The organism is Ramlibacter tataouinensis, assembly GCF_027941915.1.
Taxonomy (GTDB): domain Bacteria; phylum Pseudomonadota; class Gammaproteobacteria; order Burkholderiales; family Burkholderiaceae_C; genus Ramlibacter; species Ramlibacter tataouinensis_C.
This window is the reverse complement of record NZ_CP116009.1, coordinates 4,103,781-4,118,245: the sequence shown is the minus strand read 5'-3', so window position 1 is coordinate 4,118,245 and position 14,465 is coordinate 4,103,781. Positions and strand designations below refer to the sequence as shown.

The 14,465-nt window shown below is 70.5% G+C and carries 10 protein-coding genes and 2 tRNA genes; all 12 read right to left on the bottom strand.

The features are described from left to right. Nucleotides 1-37 precede the first annotated feature (37 nt). Nucleotides 38-1,219 (bottom strand): metallophosphoesterase, encoded by a 1,182-nt coding sequence (locus PE066_RS19765; RefSeq protein WP_271234227.1) that lies wholly within the window; start codon nucleotides 1,217-1,219, stop codon nucleotides 38-40. Continuing rightward, nucleotides 1,207-3,825: a bifunctional lysylphosphatidylglycerol flippase/synthetase MprF gene (gene mprF, locus PE066_RS19760; protein ID WP_271234226.1), complete on the bottom strand. Its 2,619-nt coding sequence runs from the start codon at nucleotides 3,823-3,825 to the stop codon at nucleotides 1,207-1,209. The genes PE066_RS19765 and mprF overlap by 13 nt, the downstream gene beginning before the upstream one ends. A 9-nt stretch (nucleotides 3,826-3,834) precedes the next feature. Further along, nucleotides 3,835-6,000, bottom strand: coding sequence for a magnesium-translocating P-type ATPase (gene mgtA, locus PE066_RS19755; RefSeq protein WP_271234225.1), 2,166 nt, complete (start codon nucleotides 5,998-6,000; stop codon nucleotides 3,835-3,837). A 505-nt stretch (nucleotides 6,001-6,505) separates the two neighbouring features. After that, nucleotides 6,506-6,581, bottom strand: a tRNA-His gene (locus PE066_RS19750). A gap of 45 nt (nucleotides 6,582-6,626) precedes the next feature. Then, on the bottom strand, nucleotides 6,627-8,534 hold the full coding sequence (locus PE066_RS19745; protein WP_271234224.1) for a SurA N-terminal domain-containing protein: 1,908 nt from the start codon (nucleotides 8,532-8,534) through the stop codon (nucleotides 6,627-6,629). 71 nt (nucleotides 8,535-8,605) lie between these two features. Continuing rightward, nucleotides 8,606-8,681: transfer RNA gene (locus PE066_RS19740), tRNA-Val, on the bottom strand. A gap of 18 nt (nucleotides 8,682-8,699) precedes the next feature. After that, nucleotides 8,700-8,972 (bottom strand): HU family DNA-binding protein, encoded by a 273-nt coding sequence (locus tag PE066_RS19735; RefSeq protein ID WP_271234223.1) that lies wholly within the window; start codon nucleotides 8,970-8,972, stop codon nucleotides 8,700-8,702. 294 nt (nucleotides 8,973-9,266) lie between these two features. Then, the gene (locus PE066_RS19730; RefSeq protein ID WP_271234222.1) at nucleotides 9,267-10,352 is read right to left on the bottom strand and encodes a tartrate dehydrogenase; all 1,086 of its coding nucleotides are present in this window, start codon (nucleotides 10,350-10,352) and stop codon (nucleotides 9,267-9,269) included. Nucleotides 10,353-10,375: 23 nt separating this feature from the next. Continuing rightward, nucleotides 10,376-11,299: a DMT family transporter gene (locus PE066_RS19725; RefSeq protein ID WP_271234221.1), complete on the bottom strand. Its 924-nt coding sequence runs from the start codon at nucleotides 11,297-11,299 to the stop codon at nucleotides 10,376-10,378. Between the two features lie 5 nt (nucleotides 11,300-11,304). Then, nucleotides 11,305-11,874 carry a CDP-diacylglycerol--glycerol-3-phosphate 3-phosphatidyltransferase gene (gene pgsA / locus PE066_RS19720; protein WP_271234220.1) on the bottom strand — a complete coding sequence of 190 codons (570 nt, stop codon included), beginning with the start codon at nucleotides 11,872-11,874 and terminating at the stop codon, nucleotides 11,305-11,307. A 41-nt stretch (nucleotides 11,875-11,915) separates the two neighbouring features. Continuing rightward, the gene (locus PE066_RS19715; protein ID WP_271234219.1) at nucleotides 11,916-12,404 is read right to left on the bottom strand and encodes an energy transducer TonB; all 489 of its coding nucleotides are present in this window, start codon (nucleotides 12,402-12,404) and stop codon (nucleotides 11,916-11,918) included. Then, nucleotides 12,391-14,445 carry an excinuclease ABC subunit UvrC gene (uvrC, locus tag PE066_RS19710; protein WP_271234218.1) on the bottom strand — a complete coding sequence of 685 codons (2,055 nt, stop codon included), beginning with the start codon at nucleotides 14,443-14,445 and terminating at the stop codon, nucleotides 12,391-12,393. The genes PE066_RS19715 and uvrC overlap by 14 nt, the downstream gene beginning before the upstream one ends. Nucleotides 14,446-14,465 lie beyond the last annotated feature (20 nt).

Sequence of the window (14,465 nt, the reverse complement as noted above, 5' to 3'; positions counted from 1 at the left end):
GGCGTGGCCGACGCTCCTTCTCGAGGGTTCGGCGAATCTAGGCAGTCCGGCGGCGTGCGGCAAGCACAGCCGGCGCCTCGGCCTGCCGGGACGCGACCAGCGTCAGCACCGTCAGCTCGGGCTCCGAGCCGAAACGCACGGGCGGGCCCCAGGTGCCCGTGCCGGCACTGACGTAGACCCACATCGGCCCTTGCCGCGACAGCCCGGCCACGTGCGGGCCGTGCACCAGCCGCACCGCCAGCGTCCAGGGGAAGAACTGACCGGCGTGGGTGTGGCCCGACAGCTGCAGGTCGAAGCCGGCCGCCTGCGCCCGCACGGCGATGGCCGGGTTGTGCGCCAGCAGGATGCGCAGCGCGGGGCCAGCCTGGGGAGCCGCGGCCAGGTCCGGACGCGGCACCTGGCCCGGCTCGAACGCCTGCAGCGCCGGATCCACGACACCGCCGAACACGATGCGGGCGCCGCCGCGCTCGAGGGTGACGTATTCGTTGAGCAACACCCGCATGCCGAGGCCCTGGAAGTGCGCGATCCAGCGGCGCGCACCGGAATAGCAGTCGTGGTTGCCGAGCACGAACAGCACCTGTTCGCGGGCGGCGAGCCTGCCCAGCGGCGCGACGTGGCGCGCCAGCCGGGCGGGCGGGCCATCGACGATGTCGCCCGTCAGGACCACGAGGTCGGCGGCGGCCGCGTTGGCCATCTCGACCACCCGGCGCACGTAGCGCTCGCCGATGGTCGGGCCGACGTGCAGGTCGCTGATCTGCACGATGCGCAAGCCCTCCAGCGCCGGCTGCAGGCCTTCGATGGCGATCCGGACCTGCCGCAGGTGCGGGCCCCGGAACGCGAAGAGCACGCCGGCGACCAGCGCCAGGACGGAGCCCGCCAGCACCACCCACCGCCCCTCGTCCCGCCAGAACGACAGCATGGCAGGCGCATCGAGAACGCGCGCGGCGACCAGCAGCGCGTCACGAAGCAGCGTCAGCAGCACCAGGAAGTTCAGCCAGCCCATGCACAGGTAGCTCGCGGCGTGCAGCCAGTCGTCGGCCGGGTGCACGGTGTCGCGCTCGCCGCCCCAGTACACGACCGGCACCAGCCAGACCATCAGGAACGGCACGAACAGCACGAGCCGCAGGCCCGGGGAGTCGGCCAGCCGCCCGCTGACGTAGGCGTAAAGGCCGCCCACGATGGCCGTCAGCACCAGCACGAAACGCGTCAGGCGCGGCATGCTGCCGGGGCGGCACGCGGGCCGCGCCTGGACACGATGCCGGCCAGGCTGCCGGCCATCAGTGCAGTGACATCGACCAGGATCGCCGGCAGCGCGACGCCGCCGGGCGAAGCCAGGTAGAGCGGGCTCCATACCGGATCGAACTTGGCCTTGTAGCGGCGCAGGCCCTCGAAGTTGTAGAAGGGCTCGCCCTGCTGGTACAGCAGGGTGGCGAGGCGCCCCCACACGGGCGCCTCGCGCTGCGCATGGGCACCGGCGAGCGGCGCCATGCCGAAGTCGAACCAGCGGTAACCCTGCGCGCGCCCCCAGAGCATCAGCTCGGTGAACAGGAAGTCCATCGTGCCGTTCGGCGCGGTGGGCAGGTGCCGCATCAGGTCGACCGACAACTCGTGCCGGCCGGCTCCGCGCCACACGTTCGCGAAGGCCACGATCCCGTGCTCCCCGCGCACCACCGCCACGGGAAACTGCGCCAGGTAGCCGACGTCGAACGACGCATTGGAGAAGCCCTTCTCGTGCGTGGCCTTGGCCGCCAGCCATGCGTCCGACACCCGGGCGAGGGCCGGCGCGACGAGGGCCACTGATTCGCGCGGCACCAGCTCGAAGCGGTAGCCGCGCCGCAGCAGCCGGGCGCGGGCCTGGCGCAGGCCGGCGTGCCGAGGCAGCGCCAGGTCGAAACGGGCCAGCTCCACCCGCGCCTGCTCGCCCAGCGGCGTCAGGCCCAGGCCCAGCTCCGCGTACTCGCCGCGCTGCTGGGCGCCGACCTCGAAGAACACGCACCAGCCGTCGTAGCGGTCGCAGAGGTCCCGGAAGCGCCAGCGCAGCTCGCGCGCCCCAGCGGGGCTTCCCACCGGGTCGCCCATGGCCACCCAGCTGCGGCCCCGGCGTCCGTACATGAGGAAGGCATCCTGCGCGGCGCTGAACAGCACCGCCTTGTCGCCCCGCAGCACCAGGTTGGCATAGGTTCGCGGCGAGCGCTCGACGAGCGGCCGTGCCCGCTCGATGTCCTCAGCGGAGGGCGACGGAGTCGCGGGCCGCCCCGGCCGCAGCAGCCGGTACAGCCCGAACAGGGCCACCAGCGACGTGGCGCCGACCATGGCGCGCAGCGAACGCGGTGCCTCCGCCTGCAAGGCGAACGCCCACCACGGCAGCCCCGCGTGCAGGGCATGGCGGTTGGCGAACTGGACCAGGAAGGCCGAGGCCCCGAGCACGATGGCCACGGCCGCGGTCCAGGGTGCGGTGAACGGCTCCGCCAGCAACGACGACCGCCGATGGAACTGCCCGCGCGACGCCAGCAGGGCCGCGGCCACCAGCCCGAGGATGATCGCCTCCTCGTAGTCCCAGCCCTTGGCCAGGGACAGCACCGCGGCGGCGGCGAGCACCAGCAGGGCGAGCAGCCAGGCGGCATCGAGGCGGCGCTGCAGCCCACGCGCCAGCAGCAGCAGCGCCGCCCCAGCCAGGCTGGCCAGGAGGTGCGAGGCCTCGATCAGCGGCAGTGCCAGCACGCCGCCCAGGACTTCGATCCGGCCGCTGACGGCGGGCGTGGCGCCGGAGAACAGCAGCAGCGCGCCGGCAGCGAACACCGCAGCGGCCATGACCGCCGGCGTCATCGCCAGCACCGGCCGGGCGGCGGCCACCGACCGCTCGCCAATCCGGGGCACCAGCGGCGCGCCCGCGCGCAGCGCCAGCAGGGAAGCCGCGGCCAGCAGCGGCGCGATGTAGTACAGCCCGCGAAAGACCAGCAGCGCCGCGGCGAGCTCGCTCGCGGGCACGCGCTCGCCCAGGAGCAGGACGACGGCCGACTCGAACACGCCGAGTCCGCCCGGCACGAGGCTCACGTTGCCCGCCACCAGGGCGACCAGGAAGACCGCGATGCAGCGCGCCAGGCCGATGCCAGCGGACGGCGGCAGCAGCACGTAGAACACCGCGGCCATGAGACAAAGGTCCAGCGCGGCGACGGCCACCTGTCCCAGCGTGAGCGCGGGCGAAGGGAGTCCGACGCGCAGCCCGCGCCATGCGAGCGGTCGGCCGCGGGCCGCCTGCAGCAGGGCCAGCCCGACGTAGCAGGCCAGCAGGGCCAGGAAGGCCACCCCCAGCGGCCGGCTCGTCTGGCCCGCCCCCTGCAGCGCCGGGGGCAGTGCGACCGGGTCCGCGATGAAGGCGACCCCACCGACCAGCAGGAAGCCGAGCCAGAAACCCAGGCTGCAGAACAGCACCACCCGGCCGATCTCGGGAGCCGACAGGCCTGCTGCGGTGTAGGTCCAGAAGCGCACCGCGGCCCCGGTGAACAGCGTGTCGCCGAAGCTGTTGCCCAATGCATTGGCCACGAAGGCGGTTGTCGCGACCGACCCGCTCGGCACGCGGCGGCCGATGAACCGCATGGCCAGCAGGTCGTAGCCGGTCAGCACCAGGTAGGCAGCGACGGTGAGCGCGACCGCCTGCCACAGCGCGGTGTCGCGCAGGCCCGCCAACGCCCGCAGCAGCTCCTGGTAGTGCTGCTGGCGCAGCCAGTCCTGCAACACCCACAGCGCGAGGCCGAAGACGGCCACGCCCACGAGAGGGGCCGCCTTGCCCAGGAGCACGCGGGGCGCGACCAGCGCATCGGACATCGGCGGACCTCACGCGCGCCCAGGGCTGCGGCGATGCCGCGGCACGGCGTGGCGCGAACGGTAGAACCAGCGCTTGGCGGCTTCGGCACAGGCCAGGTAGGCCAGGGCCAGCGCCGCCACCGCCAGCAGCAGTTGCGCCGGCGGTGCCGTGAAGCCCAGCGGCGCGGCCACCGGGGTGAACGGCAGCAGCACGGCCAGGCCGACGACGGCCAGCGCCGTCGCCACCAGCCCGGCTGCGGGCGGGCTGCGCCAGGGCGCAGCCCGCGTGCGGATCACGAAGATCACGAGCACCTGCGTCGCCACGGACTCGATGAACCAGCCGGTGCGGAACAGCACCGCATCGGCATGGAACACCGACAGCAGCACCCAGAACATGGCGAAGTCGAACACCGAGCTGACCGGCCCGAGCGTCAGCATGAAGCGGCGGATGAAGTCCGGGTCCCAGTCGTGCGGACGCCGCACTTCCTCGGGATCGACGGCGTCGAGCGGGATCGGGATTTCCGACGCGTCGTACAGCAGGTTGTTCAGCAGGATCTGCACCGGCAGCATCGGCAGGAACGGGAGGATCAGGGAGGCGCCCGCCATGCTGAACATGTTGCCGAAGTTCGAGCTGGTGGCCATCATCACGTACTTCATCACGTTGGCGAAGGTGCGGCGCCCCTCGACCACCCCGTCGTGCAGCACGCCCACGTCGTGCTCGACCAGGATCATGTCGGCCGCGTCCTTGGCCACGTCCACGGCGGAATCCACGGAGATGCCCACGTCGGCCTCGTGCAGCGAAGGCGCGTCGTTGACCCCGTCGCCGAGGAAGCCGACCACGTGGCCGCGGCGGCGCAGCGCGCCCAGGATGCGGCTCTTCTGCGCCGGGGACACCCGGCAGAAGGCGTCGGCACGCTGCGCCCGCACCGCCAGGGCGGCATCGTCGAGCTGCTCGATCTGCGCGCCGGTGAGCAGTTCCTTCACCGGCAGGCCGACCTGCTCGCAGACGTGGCGCGTCACCCACTCGTTGTCGCCGGTCAGCACCTTCACGTGCACGTGGCTGTGCCGGAGCTTGCCGATCGCGGCGGCCGCATCCGCCTTGGGCGGATCGAGGAAGACCGCGAAGCCGCAAAGCACCAGGCTCGCCTCGTCGCCGACTACCGCGTGCGCGTGGTCGGCAGGCACCGCGCGCCAGGCGATCGCCAGCACGCGAAAGCCCTGCCGGCTCAAGGCTTCGAACGAGGCCGCCGCTTGCTGCCGCGCAGCCTCATCCATCGGCCGGACCGCGGGCGATCCATCCGGGGCAGCCTCCTCCGCGGCGGCGCACAGCCGCAGCATGTCTTCGGGTGCGCCCTTGACCACCAGCAGCCGCTGGCCGGCGCGCTCGGCCAGCACCGACACCCGCCGGCGCTCGAACCCGAAAGGGACTTCATCGACCTTGGTCCAATTGGTCAGGTCGACCCCGCGCTGCGCCAGGATCGCATCGTCCAGCGGGCTGCGCAGGCCCGACTCGAACGCGCTGTTGAGGTAGGCCAGCTCCAGCACGCGCCGGCTCTCGCGGCCCTGCGCGTCGACATGCCGCTCCAGGCGGATCGCCGCCTCCGTCAGCGTCCCCGTCTTGTCGGTGCACAGCACGTCCATGCTGCCCATGTTCTCGATCGACGCGAGGCGCTTGACCACCTTCCTGGCCGCCATGCGCAGCGCCCCGCGGGCCAGCGTCACCGAGACGATCATCGGCAGCAGCTCCGGCGTGAGGCCGACGGCCAGCGCGACGGCGAACAGGAACGTCTGGTGCAGCGGCCGCTCGGCCAGCAGGTGCACGAAGACGATGAACAGCACCAGGGCGAAGGTCATCCGCAGGATGAGCAGCCCGAACTGGCGCGTGCCGCGCTCGAAGGCGGTGGGCCCGGCGGGCTCGCGCAGGCTGTCGGCGATGCTGCCGAGCAGGGTGTCCGGCCCGGTGCGGCAGACCAGCAGGGTGGCACTTCCGCTCACCACCGACGAACCCATGAACGCGGCGTTGGTGACGTCGGCCGCTTCGAGCGCCGCGGCTTCCAGGTCGGCGGCGTGCTTTTCCACCGGAAAGGATTCGCCCGTGAGGGCCGACTGCCGCACGAAGAAATCCCGGGCTTCGACGAGACGGCCGTCGGCCGGGACCAGGTCGCCAGCGCTCAGCCGCACGATGTCGCCGGGCACGAGCTGCGATCCGGTGGGCCAGGTACTCCAGGGCCAGGGCGCGCCGTGGCTCCGTGCGCAGCACGTTCTCCCCATAGGCCGCGAGCCGGGCGCCGGCGGCCGCTTCAGTCGGCCCGCGGTCGCTCGTATCCAGCTCGGCCCACAGCCGGTCCAGCGCGCCATTCCAGAAGGGCAGCTCGCGCGCCTTCTCAACGGCGCTCCCCGGCCGGGCCCGACGCGGCCTGCGATCCCTAAACGGCTGTGCCAAGGCCTCATCCGTGCTCCTTCGGGCGGCTGCGATCGCCCACTGCCGGAATTCCGTAGTTTGGAGGGTCTCGGGGCGTTCAGGTGCCTCGGACGCTCGCGCAGTCGCGCGGATCGACGCCGCCGGCCGCCCCCACCAGCCGCCCGACCTCGGGTCAGCGACGTTTAGGCCCCTGCCGCACGACCTCTCGCGCAGCAAGGCAGCAGTCGATCCCGAAGGGGAAACAAAAAAGCCCAAGGCGATCAGTACCTTGGGCTTGAATGGGGTGGCTGATGGGACTCGAACCCACGACGACCAGAATCACAATCTGGGACTCTACCAACTGAGCTACAGCCACCGTAGAGAGAGAGCGAGATTATAGCCGCGCAGTGGCGCGGCCTCCTCAGCGCGTCGCCGACTCGGTGCTTTCGACGGCCGGCTGCGGCACCAGGATCTGTGCCTTGAAGCGGTCCTTGAGCAACTGGTAGTAGGCCAGCGCCTCGGCGCTGGTCCACATCCGGCTGTAGAGCGCCTGCCGCTGCTGGGCGGCGGCCGCGGGCACCTCGCCGCGCGGCACGATGCGGCTGACCTTGACGACGGCGAAGCCCTGCTCGCCCAGGTCGGCACCGACGAAGGAAGGCAGCGCGCCGGCATCGGCCTGCAGCGCGGACTCGACCACCTGCTGCGGCTGGCGCGCCGGATCCTCGCGCGACACCACGAGCTTGTCCGACAGCCTGGCCGCCGCCGGATCAGCCTTCCAGGCGGCCAGCTTCTCCTGGCCGTCCTTCTTCGCCATCTCCGCGGCGCGGGTCGCCACCACGCGCTTGCGCACCTCGTCCTGCACCTCGGCCAGCGGGCGCGTGCGCGCCGGGCTGTACTGGACGATGCGGGCCGAAGCCAGCGTACCGGGCGCGATCTCCACCGCTTCGGTGTTGCGCTTCTTCTCGATGCTCTCGGGGGCGAACACGGTCTCCAGCAGCCGGGGGCTGGCCAGCACGCCGGCAGCGCCGGGCGCGGGCGTGCGCTGCACGGTGGCCGTCTTGACCTCCAGCTTGAAGCGCTCGGCCACCGACTTGAAGCCGTCGGCCGCCTCGTACACCGCATTGGAGAAGCTGTCGGCACTCTCGGCGAACCGGCGCTGGGCCTGCTGCTTGCGCATCTCGGCTTCCAGCTCGGGCCGCATCTGCTCGAAGCTGCGGCCCTTGATGTCGGTGAGCTTGATGATGTGGAAGCCGAATTCGGTTTCCACCAGGTCGCTGACCTGGCCCTTCTTGAACGCAAACACCGCATCCTCGAACGGCTTGGTCATGGCGCCGCGGGCGAAGAAGTCGAGGTCGCCGCCGTTCGCGGCGGAACCCGGATCCTGCGAGTTCTTCCTGGCCAGCTCGGCGAAGCTGTCGGGGTTCTTGCGCGCCTGCTCCAGCAGTTGCTGCGCCTGCGCGCGGGCCTTGTCCTTCTGCTCGGCCGGCGCGCCCTTGGGCACGGCGATCAGGATGTGGCTGGCGCGGCGCTCCTCCAGCCGCGGCGCGTTCTGCTCGTAGTAGGTGCGCAGGTCCTGCTCGTTGATCGGCATGTCCTTCATCAGGGCCTGCTGGTCCAGCACCACGTATTCGATGCCGGCCTGCTCGGGCAGCTGGAACTGCCGGGCGTGCTCCTTGTACCAGGCCTCCAGGTCGGCCGGGGTCGGGTTGACCTTGGACAGGTAGTCGGCCGGGTCGAAGCGGCCGACCTGGATCTCGCGCTGCTGGAAGAAGGCGTCGAGCGACACGCCGGCCTGCGCCGGGGTCGACAGCCCGGTCGCGGCCACGCCGGCCAGCACCTGGCGCTGGCCGATCTCCTGGCGCACCGATTCCTCGAACATCTGCGGCGACATCCCCTGGCGGCCCAGCAGCTGCTTGTAGGCCTCCATGTCCAGCTTGCCGTCGGGGCCGCGCAGCGAGGCGATCACCTCGTTGGAATGCAGTTCGCGCGCGAGGCGCTGGTCGCTGGCGATGAGCCGGCCCTTATGCGCGGCGGCGGTCAGCACGCGGTCGCGCACCATCTCCTCGAGCGTGGCGTAGCGCGCCTGCGGGCTGTCCATCAGCTTGGCGTCGAGCGTGGGCATCTGCTGGCGCAGGCGGTCCACGCGCTCGCGGTGGGCGTTGTCCCAGTCGGACTGCGAGATCTCGCGCCCGTCCACCTTCGCCACCGCCGCGCCGCGCTCCTGGTAGCTGTTGTAGCCCTCCAGGCCGAACAGCACGAACGACGGCACGATCAGCAGGAACAGAAGCACCTGCATGATCCTGGTGTGCTTGCGGACGAATTCAAACATGCGCGACTCTCGACAAATGTGCGGGTGCCGTTGAAAAACAAAAGGCGAACATCCGTTCGCCTTCTCGGGGTTGGTGGGTGCTGACGGGTTCGAACCGCCGACCTACGCCTTGTAAGGGCGCCGCTCTACCAGCTGAGCTAAGCACCCCACCTTGAGGCTATCCGGTCAGTTGAGCGCATCCTTGAGCGCCTTGCCCGGACGGAACTTGGGCACCTTGGCAGCCTTGATTTTAATCTGCGCGCCGGTGCGCGGATTGCGGCCGCTGCGGGCGGCGCGCTTGCCGACGGCAAAGGTGCCGAATCCCACCAGCGACACGGCGCCGCCCTTCTTGAGCGTCGTCTTGACGGCGCCGATCATCGACTCCAGCGCACGCGTGGCCGCTGCCTTGGAGATGTCGGCGTGTTTCGCGATGTGCTCGATCAGTTCGGTTTTGTTCACAGGTGCCCCTCTTGGAGAGTTGGTGTTGGACAGGTGTCCCTCAAAAAATCATGTCTCCCGTCTCCTGCGGCTCGCCGTCGCGGTGCCTTTGCCAGGAAGAGGGAGACTTCTGTCGCGGCCGTGGACCACTGTGGCCGATTAGAGCCACGGCACCCCACCCTGTCAATAAGGCTGACAGGTTTACAACAGCGCAGCGAAGCTTGCCGCGCTGCGCAAGCGCGCACCGCGCCGGTGCAGAGCGTCAGCGACCGCCCACTTTGCCGCGCAGGTCGATCTGGAATCCAGAACGGGGATTCAGAGCGCCGATGCGATCGCGCGCCCCAGGTCGGACGTGCCGGCGTTGCCGCCGATGTCCGGCGTGCGCGGCGCGCCCGACTTCGGATCGAGCACCTGCTCGATGGCGCGCAGCACCGCATCGTGCGCGTCCTTGTGGCCGAGGAACTCCAGCATCATCGCGCCGCACCAGATCTGGCCGATCGGATTGGCGATGCCGCGGCCGGCGATGTCCGGCGCCGAGCCGTGCACCGGCTCGAACAGCGAGGGGAAACGACGGTCCGGGTTCAGGTTGGCCGAGGGCGCGATGCCGATGGTGCCGGTGCAGGCCGGGCCGAGGTCGCTGAGGATGTCGCCGAACAGGTTGCTGGCCACCACCACGTCGAAGAAATCGGGCCGCTGCACGAAGTGCGCGGTGAGGATGTCGATGTGGAACTTGTCCAGCCGCACCTGCGGGTAGGCCTGGGCCATCTCGGCCACGCGCTCGTCCCAGTACGGCATGGTGATGGCGATGCCGTTGGACTTGGTGGCGCTGGTCAGGTGCTTATTCGGCCGCGACTGCGCCAGCTCGAAGGCGAACTTCAGCACGCGGTCGACGCCGATGCGCGACATCACCGTCTCCTGCATGACGATTTCGCGCTCGGTGCCGGCATACATGCGCCCGCCGATGCTGGAGTACTCGCCCTCGGTGTTCTCGCGCACGATGTACATGTCGATCTCACCCGGCTCGCGCGGAGATCCGTCCTTGCGCACCACCGGCGCCGTGATGCCGGGCATCAGGCGCGCGGGCCGCAGGTTGACGTACTGGTCGAATTCGCGCCGGAACAGCAGCAGCGACTGCCACAGCGAGGTGTGGTCGGCGATCTTCTCGGGCCAGCCGACGGCGCCGAAGAAGATGGCGTCATGGCCGCCGATGGCGTCCTTCCAGTCGTCCGGCAGGTACTTGCCGTGCTTCTCGCAGTATTCCCAGCACGAGAAATCGAAATGGTCGAACTGCAGGTCGATGCCGAACTTGCCGGCCGCGGCCTCCATCACGCGCACGCCCTCGGGCATGACTTCCTTGCCGATGCCGTCGCCGGCAATCACGGCGATCCGTTTCCTGCTCATGGTTTCCTCTCGCTTCGATTCGCTCATTGTCGCGCCGGCGCGGGCAGCGGCGCGGGGGCCCGCACCACCAGGCTGACACCGACCGCGGTGAGCGCGACGCCGGTGACGATGATGGCGGTGATCGGCTCGCCGAACAGCACCCACGCCATCAGCGCGGTGGTCGGCGGCACCAGGTACATCAGGCTGCTGACGGTGGTGGCCGCCCCGCGCTGGATCAGCAGGTACAGCAGCGAGCTGCCGCCCAGCGTGAGCCCCAGCACCGACCAGGCCATCGCGCCCGCCAGTTCCATGTTGAGGCCGCCCTCGGCCGTGGTCCAGCGCATGGCCTCGGCTTCGAGCAGCGCCAGCGGCAGCGTCACGACCAGCGCGGCCGCCAGCTGCACCAGGTTGGCCGTGCGCACGTCGCAGGGCTGCACGAAGCGCTTCTGGTACAGCGTGCCGGCGGTGATCGACAGCAGCGCGACCAGCGCGTACAGCAGGTTGCGCGCATGCACCTCGCCCATGCCCAGCTTCTGCCAGACCACCAGCAGCAGGCCGGCCAGGCCCAGCGCCAGGCCCAGCCACTGGCGGCGGCCCACCTGGCCGCCGCGTCCGGATACCCAGATCGCGGTCAGTACCGGCTGCAGGCCGACCAGCAGCGCCGACAGCCCGGCGCCCATGCCGTCCTTGACGGCCGCCCAGACGCCGCCCAGGTAGCCGGCGTGCATGAAGATGCCGGTCACGGCCAGGTGCATCGCCTGCGAGCGGTTCTTCGGCCAGGCGGCACGGGCCGCGAACGCCCAGGCCAGGAAGCAGGCCACCGACAGCGCGTAGCGCACCGCCAGGAACTTCAGCGGCGGCGCATGCGGCATGCCGTAGCGCGCCACGATGAAACCCGTGCTCCAGATCAGCACGAACACGGCGGGCATGGCCCGCACCAGCAGGTCCTGCCGGTCCATCTCGTTCATGGGGATTACTTCACTCGCTGGCGGATTTCCGGCAGCGCCTTGCGCAGGTAATAGACCATCGACCAGACGGTGAGGATGGCCGCGATCCAGATCAGCCAGTGGCCCCACAGGCCGGTGTCGATCACCCCGAACAGCCGGCCGTCGTACAGCAGGAAGGGGATGGCCACCATCTGCACGGTGGTCTTGACCTTGCCCAGCATGTGCACCGCCACGCTGCGCGACGCGCCGATCTGCGCCATCCATTCGCGCAGCGCCGAGATGGCGATCTCGCGGCCGATGATGATGAGGGCGACGAAGACGTCGGCCCGCCCCAGGTGCACCAGCACCAGCAGCGACGCGCAGACCAGGAACTTGTCGGCCACCGGGTCGAGGAAGGCGCCGAACGCGGAGGTCTGCTTCAGGCGGCGGGCCAGGTAGCCATCCAGCCAGTCGGTGAACGCGAACACGATGAACATCGCCGTGGCCACCAGGTTCTGCAGCGGCTCGGGCGGCATCTTCAGATAGAAGACCCCGACGATCAGCGGAATGGCGACGATGCGCGTCCAGGTCAGGATCGTGGGTACCGTGAAGAACATGGGCGCGATTCTGTCATGGCGCCCCGGGCGCTCCCCCACGGTCACTGCGCTTCGACCAGCGTGCGCAACTGGAACTTCAGGTCGTCGTTGTAGAGAAAGGTTTCGCTGAACTGCCAGGGCTGCGGCAGGTGGCCCACCGGCTCGAACGGGGCGGCGCGCCGGATCGCCCGGATCGCCATGTCCAGCGTCTGCGGCGACTGGCCCGGCACGCGCAGCACCGCGATGTTGCGGATCGAGCCGTCGCGGTTCAGGTGGATCTGCAGCACCGGGATGGAGCGCAGCGGATCCGGCAGCTCGCCGCCGAAGGTCTCGCCGGAGCTGGTGGCCATGATGCGCTGGGCCACGCGCAGCTTGTACTCGCCCCACGACCGGGCCGGGCCCGAATGGGTGCGCGGCACCTGGGCGCCCGCCACGGTGGCCGGCTGTGCACCGCGGGTGCCGACGCTGGCGGGAAGGGGCCCGGGCCCCGGCGCCGCGCAGGCGGCCAGCAGTGCGGCAGCCGCCAGGGCCAGATGCCTAGTGAAGCGCACGGTAGATCTCCTCGGCCAGTTCGCGTCCGATGCCTTCGACGGCCGCGATGTCGTCGACACCGGCCGATGCTACGCCACGGATGCCGCCGAAGCGTTGCAGCAGGCGCGCCCGCTTCCGGGCGCCGATCCCGGGGATCTCCTCCAGCCGGCTGCCGCCCACGCGCACCTTGGCGCGGCGCGCCCGCATGCCGGTGATGGCGAAGCGATGCGCCTCGTCGCGGATCTGGGCGACCAGCATCAGCGCCGCGGAGTCCTTGCCCAGGTACACCTTGGGCCGGCCATCGGCGAACACCAGCTCCTCCAGCCCGACGCGGCGCCCCTCGCCCTTCTCCACGCCGACGATGACCGACAGGTCGAGCCCCAGTTCGGCGAACACCTCGCGCGCCATGCTGACCTGCCCGCGCCCGCCATCGACCAGCACCAGGTCGGGCAAGCGCGAGGCGCCGCCACGCGACGACGGCTTCTTCGCGCGCGGCCCCTCGTCCGACGGCGGCTCCTGCGCGGGCTCGCCATTCGGATCCGGCTCGTCCATGGCGGGCGGCGCGGCCTCCGGCGAATCACGCCCGGCCTCCGCCAGCCGGGCATAGCGGCGCGTGAGCACCTGCCGCATCGCGGCGTAGTCGTCGCCGGGCGTGATGCCCTCGATGTTGTAGCGGCGGTACTCGCTGTTCTGCATGCGGTGCTGCTGGAACACCACGCAGGAAGCCTGGGTGGCCTCGCCGGCGGTGTGCGAGATGTCGAAGCACTCGATGCGCAAGGCGTCCAGGTCGTCGGGCTCGAGCTGCAGCGACTCGACCAGCGCGCGGGTGCGCGCCTGCTGCGAGCCCTCCTCGGCCAGCAGCCGGGCCAGCTGGATGTCGGCGTTCTTCTGCGCCATCTCCAGCCACAGGCGGCGCTGCTCGCGCGGCTGGTGCACGGCGCTGATCCTGACGCCCGACTGGACCGACAGCGCCTCGACCAGCGTGCGGCTGACCGGCACGCTGGTGATCAGCGCCGGCGGCACCGGCACGCCGATGTAGTGCTGCGCGATGAAGGCCTCCAGCACCTGCACCTCCACCGGCTGCGCCGGCGCGGCGTCCTCGGCGTCGTCGAAATCCTGCAGGGCGGCCGCGTCCTCGACGTGCGAGGGGAAGTACGGCCGGTCGCCCAGATGCCGGCCGCCGCGCACCATGGCCAGGTTCACGCAGGCCTTGCCGCCGTGCACCTTGACCGCCAGGATGTCGGCGTCCTTGTCCGAGCCGGTGTCCACCGATTGCTGGTGCAGCACCTTGGACAGGGCCGACATCTGGTTGCGCAGCTCGGCCGCCTGCTCGAATTCGAGCTTCTCGGCGTGCTGCAGCATGCGCGCCTCGAGCTGAGACAGCACCGCCTGGGTCTCGCCGCGCAGGAAGGCCTCGGCGTTGCGCACGTCCTGCCGGTAGTCCTGCGGCGAGACCAGGTTCACGCAGGGCGCCGAGCAGCGCTTGATCTGGTAGAGCAGGCAGGGCCGGGTGCGGTTGGCGAACACCGTGTCCTCGCAGGTGCGCAGGCGGAACACCTTCTGCAGCAGCTGGATCGATTCCTTGACCGCCCAGGCGCTGGGATAGGGCCCGAAGTAGCGGTGCTTGCGGTCCACCGCGCCGCGGTAGTAGGCCACCCTCGGGAAGACCTCGGCCCGCGGCCCGGCCGGGCCGGCGCCTTCGGCGTCGAGCCCCGCCTTGTCGGGCGCGCCCTGGATCTTCAGGTAGGGGTAGCTCTTGTCGTCCCGGAACAGGATGTTGTACTTCGGGTCGAGCGCCTTGATCAGGTTGTTCTCGAGCAGCAGCGCCTCGGCCTCGGAGCGCACCACGGTGGTCTCCATGCGCACGATCTTCGAGACCATGTGGCCGATGCGCGTGCCCCCGTGGTTCTTCTGGAAGTAGCTGGAGACCCGCTTCTTCAGGTTGCGCGCCTTGCCCACGTAGAGCACGCCGCCGGCGGCGTCGAAGTAGCGGTACACGCCGGGCAGTTGCGGCAGCGCGGCCACTTCGGCCAGCAGTTGGTCGGAATGCACGGCGGACATCGCTGCTTATTATCCGTGCG

Excerpts from the sequence above, each read along its gene's own strand:
- PE066_RS19765 (WP_271234227.1), bottom strand. The coding sequence starts at position 1,219 with ATGCCGCGCCTGACGCGTTTCGTGCTGGTGCTGACGGCCATCGTGGGC.
- mprF (WP_271234226.1), bottom strand. The coding sequence starts at position 3,825 with ATGTCCGATGCGCTGGTCGCGCCCCGCGTGCTCCTGGGCAAGGCGGCC.
- PE066_RS19745 (WP_271234224.1), bottom strand. The coding sequence starts at position 8,534 with ATGTTTGAATTCGTCCGCAAGCACACCAGGATCATGCAGGTGCTTCTG.
- PE066_RS19730 (WP_271234222.1), bottom strand. The coding sequence starts at position 10,352 with ATGAGCAGGAAACGGATCGCCGTGATTGCCGGCGACGGCATCGGCAAG.
- PE066_RS19725 (WP_271234221.1), bottom strand. The coding sequence starts at position 11,299 with ATGAACGAGATGGACCGGCAGGACCTGCTGGTGCGGGCCATGCCCGCC.
- pgsA (WP_271234220.1), bottom strand. The coding sequence starts at position 11,874 with ATGTTCTTCACGGTACCCACGATCCTGACCTGGACGCGCATCGTCGCC.
- uvrC (WP_271234218.1), bottom strand. The coding sequence starts at position 14,445 with ATGTCCGCCGTGCATTCCGACCAACTGCTGGCCGAAGTGGCCGCGCTG.